Source organism: Pseudomonas sp. GCM10022186 (genome assembly GCF_042656385.1).
Lineage (GTDB): Bacteria > Pseudomonadota > Gammaproteobacteria > Pseudomonadales > Pseudomonadaceae > Metapseudomonas.
On sequence record NZ_JBHSOU010000010.1, the window covers coordinates 397078 to 415568 of the forward strand.

The window sequence follows — 18491 nt, forward strand, 5'->3', positions numbered from 1 at the left end:
CTGTACGTCACTATCATTATGGTAGTAACTTCTTTCATCCAGATACTACCAAACAGCGAAAGGAGCGAAACCTTCATGCGAAAGCGTATCGTCGTTACCGGAATGGGGGCGGTCACACCGCTTGGCTGTGGCGTCGAACTCGTCTGGCAACGCTTGTTGGCAGGAAGATCGGGTATTCGTCAGCTCCCGGAGACACTGATAGGCGACTTGGCAGTGCGAATCGGCGGCCAAGTTCCTGGCATCGAGGAAGACACTGCTGGCGGGTTCGACCCCGACCCTGTGCTTCCCCAGAAAGAACAACGCAAGGTTGATCGTTTCATCCTATTCGCGCTGGCGGCTGCGGAAGAAGCACTGGCGCAAGCGAAGTGGGCGCCGGAATCGATACGGGAACAAGAGCGCACTGCCACCATCATCGCTTCCGGAATCGGCGGCTTCCCAGCAATCGCTGACGCCGTGCGTACCACAGACAGCAAGGGTCCCCGCCGTCTCTCGCCATTCACGATCCCTTCGTTCCTGTGCAATCTGGCTGCCGGTCAGGTCTCCATTCGCCACCGCTTGAAGGAGCCGCTTGGAACCCCGGTGACGGCTTGTGCTGCAGGCGTACAGGCGATTGGCGATTGGCGATTGGCGATGCAGCTCGCATGATCAGGGCCGGTGAAGTGGACGTGGCGCTCTGCGGCGGCGCCGAGGCCGCTATCCACCGGGTCAGCCTGGCCGGATTCGCTGCCGCTCGTGCCTTGTCCAGTTCCTTCAACGACAGGCCGGAATGCGCCTCCCGTCCGTTCGACGAAGCACGGGACGGCTTCGTAATGAGCGAAGGCGCCGGCCTGCTGGTAATCGAGGAGCTCGAACATGCCCTGGCACGCGGAGCCAAGCCAATAGCCGAACTGGTAGGCTACGGCACCAGTGCTGACGCCTATCACATCACCTCGGGGCCAGAAGATGGCGACGGCGCACAAAGGTCAATGCGGCAGGCATTGCAACAAGGAGGCATCGCGCCAGGACAGGTCGGCCACCTGAACGCCCACGCCACCTCGACCCCCGTGGGAGACAAGGGCGAGCTGGCAGCCATCAAAGCCGTCTTCGAGGGCGGGCCATCGCCGGCAATCAGTGCGACCAAGTCTTCAACGGGACACCTGTTGGGCGCAGCCGGTGGAATCGAGGCGATCTTCACCGTGCTCGCCCTGCGAGATCAGGTCGCTCCGGCGACGCTCAACCTGCTCAGTGCCGACCCCGCCGCAGACTGGCTGAACATCGTGGCTAACGGCCCCCTCCCGCTTGAAACCGACTATGCGCTTTCCAATGGTTTTGGCTTCGGGGGTGTAAATGCCAGCGTCCTGTTCCGCAAGTGGACCGATCAGTAAACATCCACGTTCGTAGAACGTGGACTTGCGCCAGCCCCCTGGAAGGGGGCGAATCCTCCCCGTGCACAAGACCGCCCCCTTTCGCCAGGCCTGGACTCTAGGGTGCGCTGCGCGCACCGAGTCCGGGTTCGGCTTCGGCACCACGTCAAACCGCCGGTGCGCACGGCGCACCCTACCCCATCGGCTTCATCCTGCTAGCCCGGACATTCGAATCGTCACAAGCAGAGCCGCTGACTCATGACCACGTCCTCAGGACGTGGTTTCCCAAGTTCAAATGAACGATCGCAATCCTGCATTTCACTACCCGACACCGGGCCACAACGGAGCCATTGCGCGACAAGCGACGTTCGAACCTTTCCTTGATCGTGTTCGCGGGGCCATGCCGGCCCCGTGAAGTTCCTGCACAATCGCGCAAACGGGTTGTAACAGCGCTACCTTTGGGCCACCTGGTGCGTGCCGTGTCGCCGGGAAATGCCGACCTTGGATCGTCTCCAGGCAAAGCTAGGGGGCAACGATTTTCAGGTCGTCGCGCTCTCGCTCGGCCTGGGGCTCCCATTCCGGCTGACGGCCTGGTTCACCAACCAGTTTCTGGCCCACCTCAAACGTCTGCGGCGTTGGAGTCGGGCCATCCACATCGGCGCGGGCATCATCCTGATCCTCATGGGAGTCGCCATGGTCACCGGGCAATTGACCGACTCCGCCTGGTGGTTGCTGGAAGTGTTCCCCATCCTCGGCAGGATCGGCTAGCCAGCAATACCCCCCAAGAAATAGATCGCCTTCGATCACTCAGTGAGGCATAGGCCAGTACCCCGCCCCTCGTTGGAGCTCATTCACCATGATGAACGCTAAGCGGTTTACCTCTCTGGCCGTGGGTATATCCCTGGCCGTCCATCTGGGGCTGGCCATGGCAAACCCGACTGGCAACGTCTACACGGCCAACGAACGGGCCTCCTCCATCAGCCAGGTGGATCTCGCAACAGGTGAGGTACACACGGTCGCCCTACCGATTGCCCCGCACAACGTCCAGGTATCGCCCGACGGCAGTTTGCTGCTCGTGGTTGGAATATCCGGCCACGCCGGGCATTCGAGCGGTGAAAAGGCCGGCGGGCAGTTGCTGGTATTCAGTACCACCGCGCTGGAGAGACCCCAGTTCAGCCTGCCGGCAGGCGAGCAACCCGATGGCTGGCCGGGTATCTCGCTCGGACCAGAAGTTAATTGGCCGGATATTCGGCAATCACCTGGTCGGTACCTGCCTGGGTCAGGCCAATCACCTGGTAGGCGTCCTGCTTTCCGCCAACCTCCATCCCGGGCGAACCGGCTGGCATACCGGGCACGGCAATGCCTCGCAGATCGGAGCGTTTGCTGAGCTCCACCACCTGGGCGGCCGGGACATGACCTTCGATGAATTTGCCGTCAATCACGGCGGTATGGCAGGACGCTAAGCGAGGGGCGACCCCCAGACGCTGCTTGATCGAGGTCATATCCGCCTCGACATGATCGATGACCTTGAAGCCATTGGCTTCCAAATGATCGACCCATTTCTTGCAGCAACCGCAACTGGCGCTGCGGTGGACATCGACTGTCAGCGCTTCTGCTGCCTGGGCAGCGGAAACCAGGAACAGCGAGGCGAGCGCGACAAGTCGCAATGCTCGATGAGACTTAGCTTTCATGGACATGCTCTTTGCCATCGGCGTGAGTGTGCTTCTTCGGAGCCGGTGCGCTGTCATCCTGAGCCTGTTCGGCCTCGTGATGGGAGGCCTTGCCTTCCTCGCCGGCATGGTGATCATCGCCTGCCTGGCCAGCATGGTGATCTTCACCCGCGCCATCGTGATGCCTGCCACCGGAAACGTTGTCGCCGTGCTGGCCTTCGTGGTTATGCATCCTGGATTCGCCGCCACCGTGCTGGTGGCCACCGCTGCTGGCGACCAAAGCCCGATACTGCTCAGCGTCCAGCGATGGCAGCTGCTGCAGGAAGGCAACCATGCCCCAGATGTACTGGTCACCCATGCTCTTGCCCCAGGCCGGCATGCCGGTGGCCTTGATACCGTGCTTGATGATCCAGAAGGCGTTGGCCGGATTGCCATCCACACCAACTTTGGCCAGATTCGGCGGCGCTGGATAGAGACTCTGGCTCAGCTCGGTCTGAGCCACGCCGGGAGCGAGGTGACAGCCGATGCACATGGAGTTGTAGTTACCGGCACCGGCGCGAATCAGCGCTTCATCCTTCAGGCTCGGCACTTCGAGATCCCGTGCACGCACAGCAATCGAGCGTTCCCGGGCCATCGTCAGAAATGCGTGCACCGGTGCCCAGTGCGGGTCGTCAGCGCCTACGTTCACGAGGCCCGCATAAGCAGCCCCCATGATCCCGGCCACAGCTACGCTGCTCGCAATGGCTATGGTCTTGATCGCTCTTTTCATGTTCGGGGTCTCAGAACCAGAAGCGGATACCGGCAACAAAGCGTGCCTCGTCGTTGTCCTCACCTTCCTCGCGGGCGAAGTCGGCGGTGTTGCCGTAGTTGCGGTTCCAGGTCACCCCGATGTAAGGCGCGAACTCACGGACGATCTCGTAGCGCAGGCGCAGGCCCACTTCAGTGTTGCCCAGCCCGGAACCGATGCCGCGCTCGTGGTCGTTGCGGCCATAGAAGTTCACTTCTGCCGTGGGTTGCAGGATCAACTTGTTGGTCAGCAGGATGTCGTAGTCGCCTTCCAGCCGCAGGGCGCTCTGGCCGTTCTCGCCAAGGAAGGCCGTGGCCTCGGTCTCCAGGCCGTACAAGGGCATACCTTGAGCGCCGAAGGCCGCCCAGGTCTGCGGCGAGCCGGGCTTGAAGTCCTGGCGCACGCCGGCGACCAGCTCCCACCAGGGGCTGACGGCGCGGCCGTAGAGCGCCTGCACTTCGGCTTTCTCGGTCTTGCCGTTGGCGCGTTCGCCTTCCGAACGGAACCAGAAACGGTTGATGTCGCGGCCTATCCAGCCCGAGGCATCCCAGCTCAGCACGCTGGCGTCGTCGGCGTCCTGGTACTCCAGCTTATCCATCAGGAACAGGCTGTTGATGCTGCCGGTGTGCATGTGGTGGGGCGGCAGCTGCGGGAAGGCGGCGGCGCGGGCGGCCTCGGTCGGCACCGGGATGGGCGTGCGGCTGCCATAGCCGGACGGCTGGGCCTGGCCTTTTTCGTCTTGCCCCATCTGGCTATGGTTCATCTGGCTATGGTCCATGGCGCCGTGGTCCATGTTCTGCATCTGGCCATGGTTCATCGGCTGACCATTGGTGGCCTGCGCCTTCTGGTGCTCGTCATGGGCGTTCTGGCCGGCCCAGGCGGCGGGCGCCAGCAGGGCGAAGGCCAGGGCCGCGGCGGCGAGGGTCTGCGCAAATTTGCTCATCGGTCTCTCCTTATTCGGTAACACGGACTTCACGGAACATGCCCATGTCCATGTGGAAGAGCAGGTGGCAGTGATAGGCCCAGCGGCCCAGTGCATCGGCCGTGACGCGGTAGCTGCGGCGGGTGCCGGGTGGCATGTCGATGGTGTGCTTGCGCACCATGAAGTTGCCGGCCTCGTCCTCCAGGTCGCTCCACATGCCGTGGAGATGGATGGGGTGGGTCATCATGGTGTCGTTGACCAGGGTGATACGCAGGCGCTCGCCGTACTTGAGCAGCAGCGGCTCGGCATCGGCGAAGGGGATACCGTCGAAGGACCAGGAGAAGCGCTCCATGTGCCCGGTCAGGTGCAGCTCGACGGTGCGGCTCGGCTCGCGGCCGTCCGGGTCGGGGAAGGTGCTGCGCAGGTCGGCGTAGGTCAGCACGCGACGGCCGTTGTCGCGCAGGCCGATGCCGGGGTCGGCCAGCTTGGGCGTGGGTGTCATGGTCTGCATGTCCACCAGCGGGTTGTCGGTTTCCGATGCAGGGTGGGTCTGCATCTGGCCGCCCATGCTGGCCATCTTGGAATGGTCCACACCCGCCATCTGTGAATGGTCCATGCCGGCCATCTTGGAATGGTCCATGCCCGCCATCTGCGAGTGATCCATCCCGGCCATCTGGGAATGGTCCATGCCCGCCATCTGCGAGTGATCCATTCCCGCCATGTCGCCGTGCCCCATGCTGCCGTGGTCCATGCCCATGTCGGCCATGCTGATCAGCGGGCGCGGGTCCGGCTCGGGGACCGGCGCGCTCAGGCCCTCGCGCACGGCCAGGGTGCCGCGGGCGTAGCCGGAGCGGTCCATGGACTGGGCGAAGAGGGTGTAGGCCTCGTCGCCGGCGGGCTCCACCAGCACGTCGTAGGTCTCGGCCACGGCAATGCGGAATTCATCGACGCTCACCGGCTCCACCGGCTGGCCGTCGGCGGCGATCACCGTCATCTTCAGGCCGGGGATGCGTACATCGAAGTAGGTCATGGCCGAGCCGTTGATGAAGCGCAGGCGGATCTTCTCGCCCGGCTGGAACACGCCGGTCCAGTTGCCGTCCGGCGCCTGGCCGTTGAGCAGGTAGGTGTAGGTGGCGCCGCTCACGTCCGCCAGGTCCGTGGGGCTCATCTTCATTTCCGCCCACATCTTGCGGTCGGCCATGGCGGCGGACCAGCCCTGCTCGCTGACGTCATCGATGAAGTCGCCGACAGTACGTCTGTGCTGGTTGAAGTAGTCCGACTGCTTCTTCAGCTTGGCCATCACGCGGGCCGGGTTCTCGTCGGTCCAGTCGCTCAGCATCACTACATAGTCGCGCTGGTACTGGTAAGGCTCCGGCTCCTTCGGGTCGATCACGATGGGGCCGTACACGCCCACCTGCTCCTGCAGGCCGGAATGGCTGTGGTACCAGTACGTGCCGTGCTGCTTCACCTGGAAGCGGTACTCGTACATGCCATCCGGGGCGATGCCGGCGAAGCTGAAGCCCGGCACGCCGTCCATGTTCGCCGGCAGGATCACGCCGTGCCAGTGGATGGAGGTGTCTTCCTTCAGGCGATTGCGCACACGCAGGGTGACGGTGTCGCCTTCACGCCAACGCAGAATTGGCCCCGGAATGGTGCCATTGATCGCCATGGCCATCCGTGCGGAGCCCGTAATGTTCACCGGGGTTTCCCCAATGAACAGGTCGAATTCGGTACCGCTCAGCACGGTGGGCTGACCAGGGCTGGTCACCGCCCAAACAGGGGTGCGCCAAAGGCCCAGTCCGCCCAGAATGCCGCCAGCGGCCAGGCCCTTGACGAAGGTTCGCCTTGAGGTTTTGCAATGCATGCCGTGTATGTCCAATGAGTCAATGGAGCCAGCGCTGAACGACCAACGCGGAGAGGCTGCCGCACCGGGTGATTCCTCCACCCCAGTAGGCTTGCTCGCGGTCGCTATCCAATTGGCGCGAGGCCGCGAGCATGAAAGCTGCCATATCCCAACCTTTCAGATGATTACATTTCTGTAAGGTTGGCCAACGCACCAGACTCAGCAGTTGGCATGTTCGGCGGATTTTTCCTTTTCAGCGACCGAGGACTCGGCCTTCTGCTGCTCCTGGCGGTAGGCCTCCATCGACGCCTGGGCGAGTTTGTCGGCACGGGCCATGGTCCGATCGCCACCGCCGGCGGCCATGGCGAAGGACGAGGCAGTCAGAGCGGCAACAACGAGCAGGGCTTTCATCGATTTCATAAACGTTTCCTCGACTAGGGACGTGGTAGCCCGGCATGTGCGGGCCGAGTGTCAGACTCGATGCCACACTAGCCACCCCGTGCTGTCAGTAACCTGAGTTGAACATTACAGTTTTGTAAGGTTGGCATTTCCTCCTTGTGGAGCCTTCGCCTCGATCTGTAGTGTCCCCGACATGCCGGGCAAGACCAGCCGTCGCCACTTCGGACCGACGTGCCAGGCTCATCGCTTGCCGCGTGCCTGACGGCAACGAATACCCGGCAGGACTCCAACCACCACCATGAGAGAAAGCCTTATGTCGACCAAAACCACTGCCGCCACTGGCGCTGCACTGGCCCTTGCTGCGGCCAGCCTGTTCGCGGCCCTGCCTGCTCAAGCGGCTCAAGATGCCAAAACCGCTGACGTGAAGTGTTTTGGCGTCAACGCCTGCAAAGGCCAGAACGATTGCATGACCGCCAAGAACTCCTGCCAGGGGCAAGGCGCCTGCAAAGGCCAGGGCTTCAAGTTGATGCCCAAGGCCAAATGCGATGAGGCTGGTGGCCGGACCAGCGAGTGATGTCTTGCCGTGGGGAGTGCTCGTCACTCCCTCTTGGGAGCCCAGCATGAACGAGCACGGCACTCTTGGATTTGGCTTGGGGCTCCGCAGTGAGTATTACCAGCAGATACTGGAGCAAGCCCCTGACATCGACTGGTTCGAGATCATCTCGGAAAACTACCTGGTCGAGGGTGGCAAGGCCCTCTACTTCCTTGATGCCATCAAGGAGCGGTATCCATTGGTCATGCACGGCGTATCACTGTCGATCGGTGGGCCACACGCCCTTGACCATGACTACCTTCTCCAGTTGAAACGGCTCGCCGAGCGGGTCCAGCCTCAGTGGATTTCCGATCACTTGTGCTGGAGTCGTGGCAGTGCGCACCACCTGCACGATCTGCTGCCGCTACCGTTTACCCAGGAAAGCCTGGAACACGTGGCCGCCCGGGTTCGCCTGGTGCAAGACATCCTTGAACGGCCGCTGGTGTTGGAGAATGTTTCCGCCTACGTGCAGTGGGCCGAATCGACGATGAGCGAAGCCACTTTCCTCCGTAAGCTAAGCGAACTGACCGATTGTGAGCTGCTCCTGGACGTCAACAATGTCTACGTGAGTGCCCGTAATCAGGGCTTTGATGCCTGGCAGTTCATCCAGGAACTGCCTCAGGAGCGCATTCGCCAGATCCATCTGGCTGGCCACAGCGACTATGGCCACTACCTGATCGACACCCACGACCAGCCGATTGCCGATCCGGTGTGGGACCTCTACGCCCGAACGATCCAGCACTTGGGGCCACGGGCGACCCTGATCGAGCGCGACGACCTCTTCCCCCCGTTTCCTGAACTGTTGGCCGAGCTGGCCAAAGCCCGGGCGCTCATGGCCTGCCAGTTGGAGGCGGCAGCATGCGCCTGATTGCTTTGCAGCAGGCCTTTGAACGCTACCTGCAGGGAGGTGACAGTACCGCCTCCACTGAGCTACTGCAGCACCTGCGGGGAAGCAAGGCGCTCTCAGCCGAGGATGGCTTGCAGGTCTATCACCATGCTTACCGGGCCCGGCTGCTGTCCGTGTTGCGCGAAGACTTTCCGGCCGTCCACTACTGGCTGGGCACCGAGGCTTTCGACCAACTGGCCCAGGCCTATCTTGCGGCGTGGCCTTCCCGGCATTTCAGTCTGCGTTGGCTAGGTGAGCAATTTCCCGAGTTCATCAGCGAATTCCTCGACGAACCTCAGGCCTCCCAGTTACGGGAACTGGCGGCGCTGGAATGGGCGTTCACGCTGGCCTTCGATGCAGCCGACGAAGCGTCCCTGTCGTTCCAGGATATCGCCTCATTCGGTCCGCAAGACTGGACCGGCCTGAGCGTTCAGCTCCACCCGAGCGTGTGCTGGCTCACCTTCAACTTCAATACCATCGACATCTGGAAGGCCGCCAAAGCCGACACCACCGTTCCCCCAAGCTTGCCGCTTGAACACCCCATGACCTGCCTGGTCTGGCGTGACGCACTCATTTGCCATTACCGGACACTCGATCCGCTGGAGGCTGCGGCGCTGCAACTCATGGTACGGGAGCAGCGGACCTTCGCGGACCTCTGTCTCTCGTTACTGGAAAGCAACGGCGATGCAGCTCCCGCCCAGGCAGCCAGTTGGCTAAAACAGTGGGTAGTGGATGGAATCGTCTTGCGGGTCAGTCGACATCAGGCTGTATCTGAAGAATCCGCGCCATGAACCATGGCGCGGCAGCTTGCAAGCTGAGTGGCAGCGAGACTTAGCGACTGATTCTGGTTGGGTAACCGAGCGCCTGGACCAGTTCACCGAGGCGTTCGACTTCGATGCTGCTTTCGACACTCACCGTACCGGCAATGCGGTCAACGATTACCTTGGCGTCGCCATCGGCAGCCTGGAAGGCTTTGGTGATCTTGCTGACGCAACTGCCACATCCCATACCGGAAACTTCCAAAACGAACATAGCGGGCCTCTCATGCTGGAACGGCTTCTCTCGCCGCATTTACAGCTTCAACCTTGACGCGATGGCAAGGTCAAGGCCATCGGCGATCCAGATGCTCTTCTCCATTCGCGCCCACATCTCCTTGGCCATCGGCTCATACACCAGCTTGTCCAACGGCGCGCGAGTCAGGTCTTCTCCCTGGGCGTCGAACAGAGTGCCGACGATGACATGTTGGCCATCTTCGGTGAGATAGAGCGCCATACCCTGACCGTTGTAGCGGGCGGCATTTCCCTTCAACCCGCCGGGTGCTGCAAACTGGCCCACGATGGTCACACCACGTGCCTCCAAGGCCCCATGTCGACACTTGGCAATTGCCCATCTCAGCCCGTGGCCACGCGTTTCAGGCGCAGCGCGTTGAAGACCACGGAAGCCGAACTCACGCTCATGGCCAATGCCGCAATCATCGGCGACAACAGATGGCCGGTCAGAGGGTAGAACAGGCCGGCTGCCAGCGGTATGCCCATAGCGTTGTAGAGGAAGGCGAAGCCCAGGTTCTGGCGCATGTTCTTCACCGTGGCCACGGATAGCGTCCGGGCCCGCAGGATGCCCATCAGATCGCCCTTGACCAGGGTCACCTGGGCACTGTTCATGGCGACATCGGTGCCGGTTCCCATGGCGATCCCGACATCCGCCCGGGCCAGTGCCGGGGCATCGTTGATCCCATCACCAGCCATGGCAACCCGGCGCTTATCGCCCTGCAGGCGGGCCACCAGTTGCTCCTTGTCCTGGGGTTTCACTTCGCCGTGGACTTCCTCGATGCCGAGTTGTTTCGCGACCGCACGTGCCGTGGTCAGGCCGTCGCCGGTGGCCATGATGACCTTCACATCCACCGCCTGCAGCCGGGTTACCGCTTCCTTGGATGTGGGTTTGACCGGATCGGACACCGCCAGCAGGCCGGCGAGCGCACCGTCGACGGCCAGGTACATGATGCTCATGCCCTCCAGGCGCAGCAGCTCGGCCCGGTCCCGCAGCGGACTGATGTCCAGGCCTGCCTCTTCCATCAAGGTCGTGTTGCCGAGCTGTAGCCGTTTGCCGTCCACCTGACCGCGTACACCGATCCCAGAGCCCGACTCGAACGCCTCGGGTTTGGACAAGCCGTGTCCCTCCGCTCTTGCATGATCAACAATCGCATGGGCCAGCGGGTGTTCGCTGCCCTGGTCCAGGCTGGCGGCGAGGCGCAGGACTTCGGACGGCGTGAACTGCCCGGTACCGACCACGCTATGAAACACCGGCCGGCCTTCGGTGAGGGTGCCTGTCTTGTCGACGATCAGCGTGTCGATCTTGCAGAGGTTCTCGATTGCGCTGGCGTCCCGGAAAAGCACGCCACTGCCGGCAGCCTTGCCGGTGGCGACCATGATCGACATGGGGGTGGCCAGGCCGAGCGCGCAGGGGCAGGCAATGATCAGCACCGCTACCGCATTGATCAGGCCGAAGACCCAGCCGGGCTCGGGACCGAACAGCCCCCAGCCGAAGAAGGTGAGCAGTGCGACCAGGATCACCCCCATGACGAAATAGCCAGCCACGGTGTCCGCCATCCGCTGCATCGGGGCTTTCGAGCGCTGGGCCCGCGCGACCATCTGCACGATCTGCGAGAGCACCGTCTCGGCGCCGACCTTCTGCGCTGCCATCACCAGGCTGCCGTGGGTATTCAGCGTGGCGCCGATGAGTGCATCACCGGCTTTCTTCATCACCGGCACGGGCTCGCCCGTCAGCATGGATTCATCGACGGCACTTTCGCCCTCCAGGACTATCCCGTCGACCGGCACCTTCTCCCCGGGGCGAACGCGCAGGTGGTCGCCCGTGTGCACGTGGGTGAGCGGAATATCTTCCTCCTGGCCATCGGCCCCGATGCGGCGGGCGGTCTTGGGGGCAAGGCCCAGGAGCGACTTGATGGCGGCGGAGGTTTGCGAGCGCGCCTTGAGTTCGAGCATTTGCCCGAGCAAGGTCAGCGAAATGATGACCGCCGCCGCCTCGAAATAGACGCCGATGCGGCCATCCTGCATGAAGGTCGGTGGGAATACTTGCGGGAACACGGTGGCAGCAACGCTGTAGAGGTATGCCGCAGCCGTACCCAAGCCGATCAGCGTCCACATGTTCGGGCTGCGGTTACGAATCGATGCGACCCCGCGCACGAAGAACGGCCAACCAGCCCATAGGGTCACGGGTGTGGCCAGAATCAATTCCACCCAGTTCTGTGTGGCGCCATGCAGCAGTTGCAGTTGGTGGGCAGTCATGGCCAACACCGTCACGATGACCGTCAGCGGCAAGGTCCACCAGAAGCGGCGGGAGAAATCCTTGAGTTCCGGGTTCTCATCCTCCTCAAGCTCCGGTATTACCGGCTCCAAGGCCATGCCACAGATGGGACAGCTGCCCGGCCCCCGCTGACGGACTTGGGGATGCATCGGACAGGTGTATTCGGCGTCCGCCGCGTTGCTTGGTTGCGGGGCGGCCGGGTGGTGATGGCCTGCGTGTTCTTGGTCCTGCGGGGGGCTAAGGTAGCGTACAGGCGCAGCACGGAATTTCGTCAGGCACTTCTCGCTGCAGAAACGGTATGTCTGTCCCTCGTATAGCTCGGAGTAGCGACTGTCCGGTGGCACCGTCATACCGCACACCGGATCGCGCTGACTTCCATCCGGTTGCTCATGGGGAGGTGAGTGGTCATGGTCGTGCTGGCACGATGCGGTGTGCATGGACTAGTTCCCTCTGTTGTCCGGCTTGGTCGAGTCCTCGCGGTCCTGATGAGAATGCCCGCCATGGTTGTGCCCGAAGAGGTGCATCAGCGGACAGAGCAACAGGATCAAGTAAGGCAGTGCCTGCGACAGGTGGCCGTAGTGCTCACGAGCCACATAAAACAGGCCGATCACGACCAGCATGATCAGTGCGATACCGCCCTTGGTCCGCCAGAAAGGCGTTGCCGGTTCGGTACCATGGCGATGGGGTTCAGTCATGATTCAACTCCCAAGCTGAAGTGGAAATGTCGTCCGCTGCCGCCTAGCTCAGCCTAGACGACACCCCCGTGTTCACCTGTTGACGCCAATCAACGCTGCTCACTGCACGTTTATCGACGCCGGCATTGAGAGCCGAGCGAGCAAAGGCTCATTGCGCATCCTTTCACCCTGGACAGTGCTCCCTGACAGGTACCTGAGCCCAGAATTACATTTTTGTAAGCTTCGGCTTGGAGGACCTGTTTGCCTGCAAACTTTGGGCACCTGACATTTTGGAAAGACCGCGGATGAAACTTCTGGTCGCTGAAGACGAACCGAAAACTGGCACGTATCTGCAACTGGGGCTTAGCGAGGCCGGGTTCAACGTGGACCGGGTGATGACAGGCAGCGATGCCCTGCAGCATGCCCTCAGCGAGTCCTATGGCCTGTTGATCCTCGACGTGATGATGCCGGGGCTTGATGGTTGGGAGGTGTTGCGGCTGGTTCGCGCCGCCGGGAAAGACGTGCCGGTACTGTTTCTGACCGCTCGGGATGGGGTCGAGGATCGGGTAAAGGGGCTTGAGCTGGGTGCGGATGACTACCTGATCAAACCGTTCGCTTTTGCCGAGCTCCTGGCCCGGGTGCGAACCCTTCTGCGGCGCGGTACCACCGCTCCCACCCAGGCCATCCTCAGGATTGCCGACCTGGAAGTGGACTTCCTGAAGCGTCGGGCGGTTCGTGGCGGGAAGCGCATCGAACTCACGGCCAAGGAATTCTCCCTCCTCGAACTGTTGATACGCCGACGCGGCGAGGTACTGCCCAAATCACTGATTGCCTCCCAGGTCTGGGACATGAACTTCGACAGCGATACCAATGTGATCGAGGTGGCCGTCCGCCGCCTGAGAGCCAAAATCGATGATGACTTTGTGATCAAGCTGATCCATACCGCACGCGGCATGGGCTACATGCTCGATGGGCCGGAGCCAGAATGAATCACCTCTCCCTTACGGCGCGGATGAGCCTGATGTTCATGCTCGCCGTCACTGCCGTGTTGACTGTAGCCGGTCTTAGTTTCAACCATCTGAGCCAACGCCACTTCAAGTCGCTCGATTACCAAGTCCTGGTGGAGAAACTTGAGTCAACACAACGCATTCTCCAGGGATTACCCAGTGTCACGGGCATTGCCGAACTGAAGCCGCAGCTCAATGCGCTGCTGGGAGCGCACCGGGATCTCGCAGCAATCATTCTGGACAGCGAAGGCCAGGTCCTGTTTGCCGAGCCGGCCATGGTGAATGTGCCCCAGGGACTTCGCGTCAGATCGGCCCCCACCATGTGGGAGTGGCAGGATCAAGCGGTCATGTACCGTGGCCTGACGGCCGAGATCAATATCCCTGGCCTGGCAGCCCCGTTGACGCTGTTGTTGGTGCTGGACGTCACCCATCACATGGCGTTCTTCGAAGCCCTGCAACGCTGGTTCACCATCGGTCTGATCATCAGCGCCCTGGTCAGCGCCGCCCTCGGCTGGGTGGTCGCGCGCAGTGGTCTGCGTCCGTTGTGGCAGGTGACGCAAATGGCTGCGTCGATGTCGGCCAAGTCCCTCAAAGAGCGCATTCCCATGGAGCCGGTGCCCATGGAGTTGCAGCAATTGATGGCGTCGTTCAATGCGATGCTGGCCCGGCTCGATGAGGCTTTCGTTCGGCTGTCCAACTTCTCCGCCGACATTGCACACGAGCTGCGAACGCCGGTCAGTAACCTGATGACTCAGACGGAGGTTGTGCTTTCGAGGAGGCGCGATATCGGGGCGTATGAGGAAACCTTGTACTCGAACCTCGACGACCTCAAGCGGATGTCGCGCATCATCGATGACATGCTGTTCCTCGCCAAGGCAGACAATGGACTGATCGTTCCCCAGCGTGAGCAGGTCCAGCTGGAGAAGATTGTCGACAAGCTGTTCGACTACTACCAACTGGTGGCGGAGGACCGAGGTCTATCGCTCAAGGCCTCTGGGGATGGCAGTGTTCTCGGCGATGTCCTGATGTTGGATCGCGCCATCTCGAACTTGCTCTCTAATGCCCTGCGCTATACCCCCCGGGGCAACACCATCACGGTAAACATCACCCAGACCGGCGAATCGACCAGGCTAAGCGTCGAGAACCCAGGCGAGATGATTCCTGCAGAACACCTCAAGCGGCTCTTTGACCGTTTCTATCGTGCAGACCCTGCGCGCCGCGAAGGCGGCCCGAGTAACGCGGGTTTGGGGCTGGCGATCACTCGGTCGATCATCGAGGCGCACCGGGGGAGAATCTGGTGTACCTCGGCGGGCGGCCTTACCGCCTTTCACATGGAATTTCCCCGCTCAGCAGAAGCCTGAGAGGTAATTGAAGCTACTGAAGAGATGGCCAAGCCCAGGGGCTCAGCGAGGTGGGCTTACGCCACCTTCCAAGCCACCAACATGGACGGCTGCAAAGACTGTCTGAGAGGATGGGACTGAGAGGCACCAGTGGAAAGTGCAAGTAACAAAAAGCCGGGGCATTGCCCCGGCTCAAGCGAAAATGTCGATATAAGCCATTTAGGTCCCAATGCTCAAAAGCATAGGCAGCAGCTCGTGCTGCCGTCAGTTGCCAGGGTCTGTACGAAAAGTCGTCGAGCGAAGGTCAGGCGAGGCAAAAATCGGTGAGGAAGCGGAGTTAACGAGCTGTTAATGAGCATTCCGAACCGATTTTTAACGAAGCATCACCGAGCGCAGGCACTTTTCGTACAGAGCCTAAGGCACCTTCGTAGCCTTGAACAGGCGACTTACAGCCTTGTGGCACTTCCGGTCGTCCAGGGCGTTTGGAGGGAACCAACGGCACTCCGCAATTTCGTTCAGCGGCTGCGGAGCCTGCGACGAGGGAAGCTGGGCATGGAATACATGATGTAGGGTTTCGAATCGAAGAGAGCCAGATCCCGGGTTCTCTCCGCAATTTGGAGCCGTACCCGGATCGCCCAGATATCTCTGAGTCGGAGCGGGGCTTTCTGCCCGACCAATTTTCCTTTGTTCCAAGGTTGATAGCCGCAGGTAGCGATGTTCATAGCTTGTCCTCCATATGAGGGAGGACAAGGATGGCCATCCAGTGCACGGGGCGTTAGCCGGCCAGAAGCGGACATTGGCTATTCGCCCCAAGCCTCAAGCCTGGCGTCGAAGCGTCTTGCCCACTGCTGTTCGCGGGAATACTCGACGAGATAATCGATGAAAGCCCGTGTCTTGGCCGGCAGCAGCTTTTGGCTGGCAAAGTAGAGCGAGATGGGGCCGGCATCGACATACCAACCAGGCAAGACCCTTTGCAGCGCACCGCTTCGCAGATGCGCCAGCACATCCGGTACCGCCAGCAGGGCCACGCCCAGCCCGAGCAATGTGCTCTGGCATAGCGCTTGCGGATCGTTGACTAGCATCCGCGGACGCAGCTCCAGCGGCACACGCTCGCCCGCCGGCCCCTGCAACATCCAGCTGCGCACCTTGCCGCTCTGGGTCGAACGCATGGCCAATTGATCAAGCTCGGCCAGTTGCTCCGGCCGCCTGGGCACAGGCCGTCCGGCGAGATAACCAGGCGCCGCTACCAGCACCAGATGCGCCGGCGCCAACTCGCGCGCTACCACCCCGGGTGACAGCTCGATACCACCTCCAATAGCGGCATCGAAGCCGTCGGCAATCAGCTCCACCTGGCGATTGTCGAAGTGCCACTCCGGTGTTACCGCCGGGTAGCTGGCGAGAAACCCGGGCATCAGTGGCAGCAGGAAGTCGCGGCCGAAGGCCGGGGCCGCCGACAGGCGCAGCACGCCTGCCGGCGCACCAGCGCTGCTGGCGAGATCGGCAATGGCCGCCTGGATGCTTTCCAGCCCGCCGCCGACGTTGCCAAGAAAGCGTTCGCCGGCCTCGGTCAGGGTCAGGCGCCGGGTGCTGCGCTGGAACAGGCGCACGCCGAGGTTGGCCTCCAGTTGGGCGACGTTGCGACTGATCGCCGCCGGGGTCAGGCCCAAGCGACGCGCCGCAGCAGAGAAGCTGCCGCACTCGGCGCTGCGCACGAAGGACTCCAGATTGGCCAGGGTTTCCATAGACCCACCTTCAACCATTAGTTGAAGGTGATTCTAGCCATTACCCGCTACTGCAGATAAAGCCCAAGGCGTTTCATGAGCACACCCACCACCCACACGAGGTTTGCATCATGAACAACACCACTCTCCCCCTCAACGGCCAGGTCGCCCTGGTCACCGGCGGCTCGCGCAGCATCGGCGCCGCCATTGCCAAGCGCCTGGCTGCCGACGGAGCCAGCGTCGCCATCACCTACCACGCCTCGCCGGACAAGGCCGAGGCACTGGTCGGCGAGATAGTCGCGGCCGGCGGCAGAGCCATCGCCATCGCCGCCGATGCCGGCGATCCGCAAGCGGTACGCAGCGCCGTGCAGCAGGTTGTAGGCACCTTCGGCAGGCTGGACATCCTGGTCAACAACGCCGGTATCAGCGTGCTCGGCGCCCCGGAGGAGATCGCTTTCGAGGACTTCCAGCGCATCCTCGCGGTGAATGTCACCGGCGTGTTCGTCGCCACCCAGGAAGCGCTCAAGCACATGGGGCGCGGCGGTCGCATCATCCATATCGGCAGCTCCATGGTGCAGTACGCCGCTTTCGCCACCGCCTCGGCCTACACCTTGACCAAGGGCGCCCTGGCCGGCTTCAGCCGTGGCCTGGTGCGCGACCTCGGCCCGCGTGGCATCACGGTCAACACCGTGCATCCCGGTCCGACCGACAGCGACATGAACCCGGCGGACGGCCCGGTGGCCGACTTCGTCCGCCCCAATATCGCCGTCGGCCGCTATGGCGAGGGCCGCGACATCGCCGCCGCCGTGGCCTGGCTGGCCAGCCCCGAGGCGGCCTTCGTCAGTGGTGCCGAGCTGCTGGTCGATGGCGGCTTCACCGCCTGAGGGAGGAACGGGACATGCAGATAGGCATCATCGGCGCCGGTGCCATAGGCAGCGCCATCGCCCGCGCCCTGAGCAACGCGGGCATCGAAGTCGCCATCGCCAATAGCCGCGGGCCCGAGAGCCTGCAGGCGCTGGCCAATGAACTGGGGCCGAAGGTCAGGCCGGTCAGCCGCGAGGAGGCTGCCCGCGCAGAGATCGTCTTTCTCGCGGTGAACTGGTCGAAGATCCCCGCCGCGCTGGACGGGCTCGGCCCCTGGAACGGGCGCATCGTGGTGGATGCCAACAACCCCATCGAGGCACCGAGCTTCCGGCCCTTCGACCTGGGTGCACAGAGCTCCAGCGAAGTGGTGGCGCAGCTGCTACCGGGGGCCCGCCTGGTCAAGGCCTTCAACCACCTGGCGCCGGCGCTGCTGGCAGGCGACCCGCAAGCCGAGGGCGGGCGCCGCGTGCTGTTCTATGCGGGCGAAGATGCCGGGGCCAAGACCGAGGTGGCGGCGCTGATCGAGCGCCTGGGCTTTGCTGGCATCGACCTGGGCGGTCTCGCCGAGGCACGCCTTGCGCAATTCCCCGGCGGGCCGCTGCCGGCTCTCAACCTGGTGAGGTATAGCTAGGGCCCGAGCGGCGGACACCGATTCAAGGTGTCCGCTCTCGCAGCCATAAGCAGTCACTCACCAGACTCGCCGGCCAATGCGCAGCTGTAATCACACGCCAGCGGCGAGTCGCACTCTTGCGCGTATGAGGGCAGGTAATGTGAAAGCACCAGTTACAGGGCAATCTCCATTCGCTTTTGAATTGAGCTCACCGCTTTTCCTTTGCAGGCGTGTCCGCTGAGCAGGAAGTAGGACAGCGCCGGGATCAGGACCAGCGCGCCGATCATGTTCCAGACGAACATGAAGGTGAGCAGGATACCCATGTCGGCCTGGAACTTGATGGGCGACCAGGCCCAGCAGACCACGCCGGCGGCCAGGGTGATACCCACCAGCCCCACCACCCGACCGGTGAAGGCCACCGCATTCTTGTAGGACTCCGCGAGCGACAGGCCCTGGCGCTGGAACTGCAACTGCACGCTGAGCAGGTACAGCGCATAGTCCACGCCGAT

General features: G+C 62.4%; 18 protein-coding genes and 3 pseudogenes. 9 read left to right on the top strand and 12 right to left on the bottom strand.

All coding sequences use genetic code 11. The features are described 5' to 3' along the window. The first annotated feature begins 75 nt into the window (after window positions 1-75). A pseudogene (gene fabF / locus ACFPU0_RS08380) lies at window positions 76-1364 on the top strand (beta-ketoacyl-ACP synthase II). Between the two features lie 480 nt (window positions 1365-1844). Then, window positions 1845-2111, top strand: a complete 267-nt coding sequence (locus ACFPU0_RS08385) for a cytochrome c biogenesis protein CcdA (RefSeq protein WP_377692425.1) — start codon at window positions 1845-1847, stop codon at window positions 2109-2111. Window positions 2112-2575: 464 nt separating this feature from the next. Here ACFPU0_RS08385 and ACFPU0_RS08390 read toward each other — a convergent pair whose 3' ends face one another. The 5 genes from ACFPU0_RS08390 to ACFPU0_RS08410 all read right to left on the bottom strand — a co-directional run bounded on the left by ACFPU0_RS08390 (window position 2576) and on the right by ACFPU0_RS08410 (window position 6985). Then, window positions 2576-3034 (bottom strand): DUF411 domain-containing protein, encoded by a 459-nt coding sequence (locus tag ACFPU0_RS08390; RefSeq protein ID WP_377692426.1) that lies wholly within the window; start codon window positions 3032-3034, stop codon window positions 2576-2578. Then, window positions 3024-3782 (bottom strand): c-type cytochrome, encoded by a 759-nt coding sequence (locus tag ACFPU0_RS08395; RefSeq protein ID WP_377692428.1) that lies wholly within the window; start codon window positions 3780-3782, stop codon window positions 3024-3026. The genes ACFPU0_RS08390 and ACFPU0_RS08395 overlap by 11 nt, the downstream gene beginning before the upstream one ends. Window positions 3783-3792: 10 nt before the next feature. Beyond that, complete coding sequence (locus ACFPU0_RS08400) at window positions 3793-4743, bottom strand: copper resistance protein B (RefSeq protein WP_377692429.1); 951 nt, start codon at window positions 4741-4743, stop codon at window positions 3793-3795. Window positions 4744-4753: 10 nt separating this feature from the next. Then, window positions 4754-6586, bottom strand: coding sequence for a copper resistance system multicopper oxidase (locus ACFPU0_RS08405; protein ID WP_377692430.1), 1833 nt, complete (start codon window positions 6584-6586; stop codon window positions 4754-4756). A 198-nt stretch (window positions 6587-6784) separates the two neighbouring features. After that, on the bottom strand, window positions 6785-6985 hold the full coding sequence (locus ACFPU0_RS08410) for a co-regulatory protein PtrA N-terminal domain-containing protein (RefSeq protein WP_377692431.1): 201 nt from the start codon (window positions 6983-6985) through the stop codon (window positions 6785-6787). A gap of 292 nt (window positions 6986-7277) precedes the next feature. Between ACFPU0_RS08410 and ACFPU0_RS08415 the strand changes: the two genes are divergently transcribed. Genes ACFPU0_RS08415 through ACFPU0_RS08425 form a run of 3 tightly spaced genes read left to right on the top strand, consistent with a single transcriptional unit; the run spans window position 7278 to window position 9233 of the window. Then, window positions 7278-7538 carry a DUF2282 domain-containing protein gene (locus ACFPU0_RS08415; protein WP_120650494.1) on the top strand — a complete coding sequence of 87 codons (261 nt, stop codon included), beginning with the start codon at window positions 7278-7280 and terminating at the stop codon, window positions 7536-7538. A 46-nt stretch (window positions 7539-7584) separates the two neighbouring features. Beyond that, window positions 7585-8424 carry a DUF692 domain-containing protein gene (locus ACFPU0_RS08420; protein ID WP_377692432.1) on the top strand — a complete coding sequence of 280 codons (840 nt, stop codon included), beginning with the start codon at window positions 7585-7587 and terminating at the stop codon, window positions 8422-8424. Next, entirely contained in the window at window positions 8415-9233 is an 819-nt protein-coding gene (locus ACFPU0_RS08425; RefSeq protein ID WP_377692433.1) for a DNA-binding domain-containing protein, read from the top strand. Before ACFPU0_RS08420 ends, ACFPU0_RS08425 begins: the two co-directional genes overlap by 10 nt. Window positions 9234-9273: 40 nt before the next feature. Here the strand turns inward: ACFPU0_RS08425 and ACFPU0_RS08430 are convergent, their stop codons facing one another. From ACFPU0_RS08430 to ACFPU0_RS08445, 4 genes and pseudogenes are all read right to left on the bottom strand, one after another. Continuing rightward, complete coding sequence (locus ACFPU0_RS08430) at window positions 9274-9474, bottom strand: heavy-metal-associated domain-containing protein (protein ID WP_377692434.1); 201 nt, start codon at window positions 9472-9474, stop codon at window positions 9274-9276. A 75-nt stretch (window positions 9475-9549) separates the two neighbouring features. Then, a pseudogene (locus tag ACFPU0_RS08435) lies at window positions 9550-9804 on the bottom strand (disulfide isomerase DsbC N-terminal domain-containing protein); the annotation flags it as partial. Window positions 9805-9833: 29 nt separating this feature from the next. Continuing rightward, window positions 9834-12203: a heavy metal translocating P-type ATPase gene (locus ACFPU0_RS08440; RefSeq protein WP_377692435.1), complete on the bottom strand. Its 2370-nt coding sequence runs from the start codon at window positions 12201-12203 to the stop codon at window positions 9834-9836. Between the two features lie 3 nt (window positions 12204-12206). Beyond that, window positions 12207-12461, bottom strand: a complete 255-nt coding sequence (locus tag ACFPU0_RS08445; protein ID WP_377692436.1) for a DUF2933 domain-containing protein — start codon at window positions 12459-12461, stop codon at window positions 12207-12209. A gap of 284 nt (window positions 12462-12745) precedes the next feature. Between ACFPU0_RS08445 and ACFPU0_RS08450 the strand changes: the two genes are divergently transcribed. Together ACFPU0_RS08450 and ACFPU0_RS08455 are read left to right on the top strand one after the other, a co-directional pair. Further along, window positions 12746-13429 (top strand): heavy metal response regulator transcription factor, encoded by a 684-nt coding sequence (locus ACFPU0_RS08450; RefSeq protein WP_377692437.1) that lies wholly within the window; start codon window positions 12746-12748, stop codon window positions 13427-13429. Next, a complete protein-coding gene (locus ACFPU0_RS08455) occupies window positions 13426-14808 on the top strand; it encodes a heavy metal sensor histidine kinase (protein ID WP_377692438.1) in 1383 nt (460 codons plus the stop codon). The genes ACFPU0_RS08450 and ACFPU0_RS08455 overlap by 4 nt, the downstream gene beginning before the upstream one ends. 557 nt (window positions 14809-15365) lie before the next feature. Here ACFPU0_RS08455 and ACFPU0_RS08460 read toward each other — a convergent pair. After that, window positions 15366-15509, bottom strand: a pseudogene (locus ACFPU0_RS08460) (integrase); the annotation flags it as partial. Window positions 15510-15587: 78 nt separating this feature from the next. Then, window positions 15588-16529, bottom strand: coding sequence for a LysR family transcriptional regulator (locus tag ACFPU0_RS08465; RefSeq protein ID WP_377692439.1), 942 nt, complete (start codon window positions 16527-16529; stop codon window positions 15588-15590). 110 nt (window positions 16530-16639) lie between these two features. Between ACFPU0_RS08465 and ACFPU0_RS08470 the strand changes: the two genes are divergently transcribed. Together ACFPU0_RS08470 and ACFPU0_RS08475 are read left to right on the top strand one after the other, a co-directional pair. Next, window positions 16640-17392 (top strand): SDR family oxidoreductase, encoded by a 753-nt coding sequence (locus tag ACFPU0_RS08470; RefSeq protein ID WP_377692440.1) that lies wholly within the window; start codon window positions 16640-16642, stop codon window positions 17390-17392. 14 nt (window positions 17393-17406) lie between these two features. Further along, window positions 17407-18003, top strand: a complete 597-nt coding sequence (locus tag ACFPU0_RS08475) for an NADPH-dependent F420 reductase (RefSeq protein ID WP_377692441.1) — start codon at window positions 17407-17409, stop codon at window positions 18001-18003. A gap of 152 nt (window positions 18004-18155) precedes the next feature. On the opposite strand, the gene ACFPU0_RS08480 is transcribed toward ACFPU0_RS08475, so the two are convergent. Next, window positions 18156-18491 (bottom strand): MMPL family transporter (locus ACFPU0_RS08480; protein ID WP_377692442.1); only part of this gene is annotated, 336 nt, incomplete at its 5' end.

Coding starts and splice junctions, on each gene's coding strand:
- ACFPU0_RS08390 (WP_377692426.1), bottom strand. CDS start 3,034: ATGAAAGCTAAGTCTCATCGAGCATTGCGACTTGTCGCGCTCGCCTCG.
- ACFPU0_RS08395 (WP_377692428.1), bottom strand. CDS start 3,782: ATGAAAAGAGCGATCAAGACCATAGCCATTGCGAGCAGCGTAGCTGTG.
- ACFPU0_RS08400 (WP_377692429.1), bottom strand. CDS start 4,743: ATGAGCAAATTTGCGCAGACCCTCGCCGCCGCGGCCCTGGCCTTCGCC.
- ACFPU0_RS08405 (WP_377692430.1), bottom strand. CDS start 6,586: ATGCATTGCAAAACCTCAAGGCGAACCTTCGTCAAGGGCCTGGCCGCT.
- ACFPU0_RS08410 (WP_377692431.1), bottom strand. CDS start 6,985: ATGAAATCGATGAAAGCCCTGCTCGTTGTTGCCGCTCTGACTGCCTCG.
- ACFPU0_RS08415 (WP_120650494.1), top strand. CDS start 7,278: ATGTCGACCAAAACCACTGCCGCCACTGGCGCTGCACTGGCCCTTGCT.
- ACFPU0_RS08420 (WP_377692432.1), top strand. CDS start 7,585: ATGAACGAGCACGGCACTCTTGGATTTGGCTTGGGGCTCCGCAGTGAG.
- ACFPU0_RS08425 (WP_377692433.1), top strand. CDS start 8,415: ATGCGCCTGATTGCTTTGCAGCAGGCCTTTGAACGCTACCTGCAGGGA.
- ACFPU0_RS08430 (WP_377692434.1), bottom strand. CDS start 9,474: ATGTTCGTTTTGGAAGTTTCCGGTATGGGATGTGGCAGTTGCGTCAGC.
- ACFPU0_RS08440 (WP_377692435.1), bottom strand. CDS start 12,203: ATGCACACCGCATCGTGCCAGCACGACCATGACCACTCACCTCCCCAT.
- ACFPU0_RS08445 (WP_377692436.1), bottom strand. CDS start 12,461: ATGACTGAACCCCATCGCCATGGTACCGAACCGGCAACGCCTTTCTGG.
- ACFPU0_RS08450 (WP_377692437.1), top strand. CDS start 12,746: ATGAAACTTCTGGTCGCTGAAGACGAACCGAAAACTGGCACGTATCTG.
- ACFPU0_RS08455 (WP_377692438.1), top strand. CDS start 13,426: ATGAATCACCTCTCCCTTACGGCGCGGATGAGCCTGATGTTCATGCTC.
- ACFPU0_RS08465 (WP_377692439.1), bottom strand. CDS start 16,529: ATGGAAACCCTGGCCAATCTGGAGTCCTTCGTGCGCAGCGCCGAGTGC.
- ACFPU0_RS08470 (WP_377692440.1), top strand. CDS start 16,640: ATGAACAACACCACTCTCCCCCTCAACGGCCAGGTCGCCCTGGTCACC.
- ACFPU0_RS08475 (WP_377692441.1), top strand. CDS start 17,407: ATGCAGATAGGCATCATCGGCGCCGGTGCCATAGGCAGCGCCATCGCC.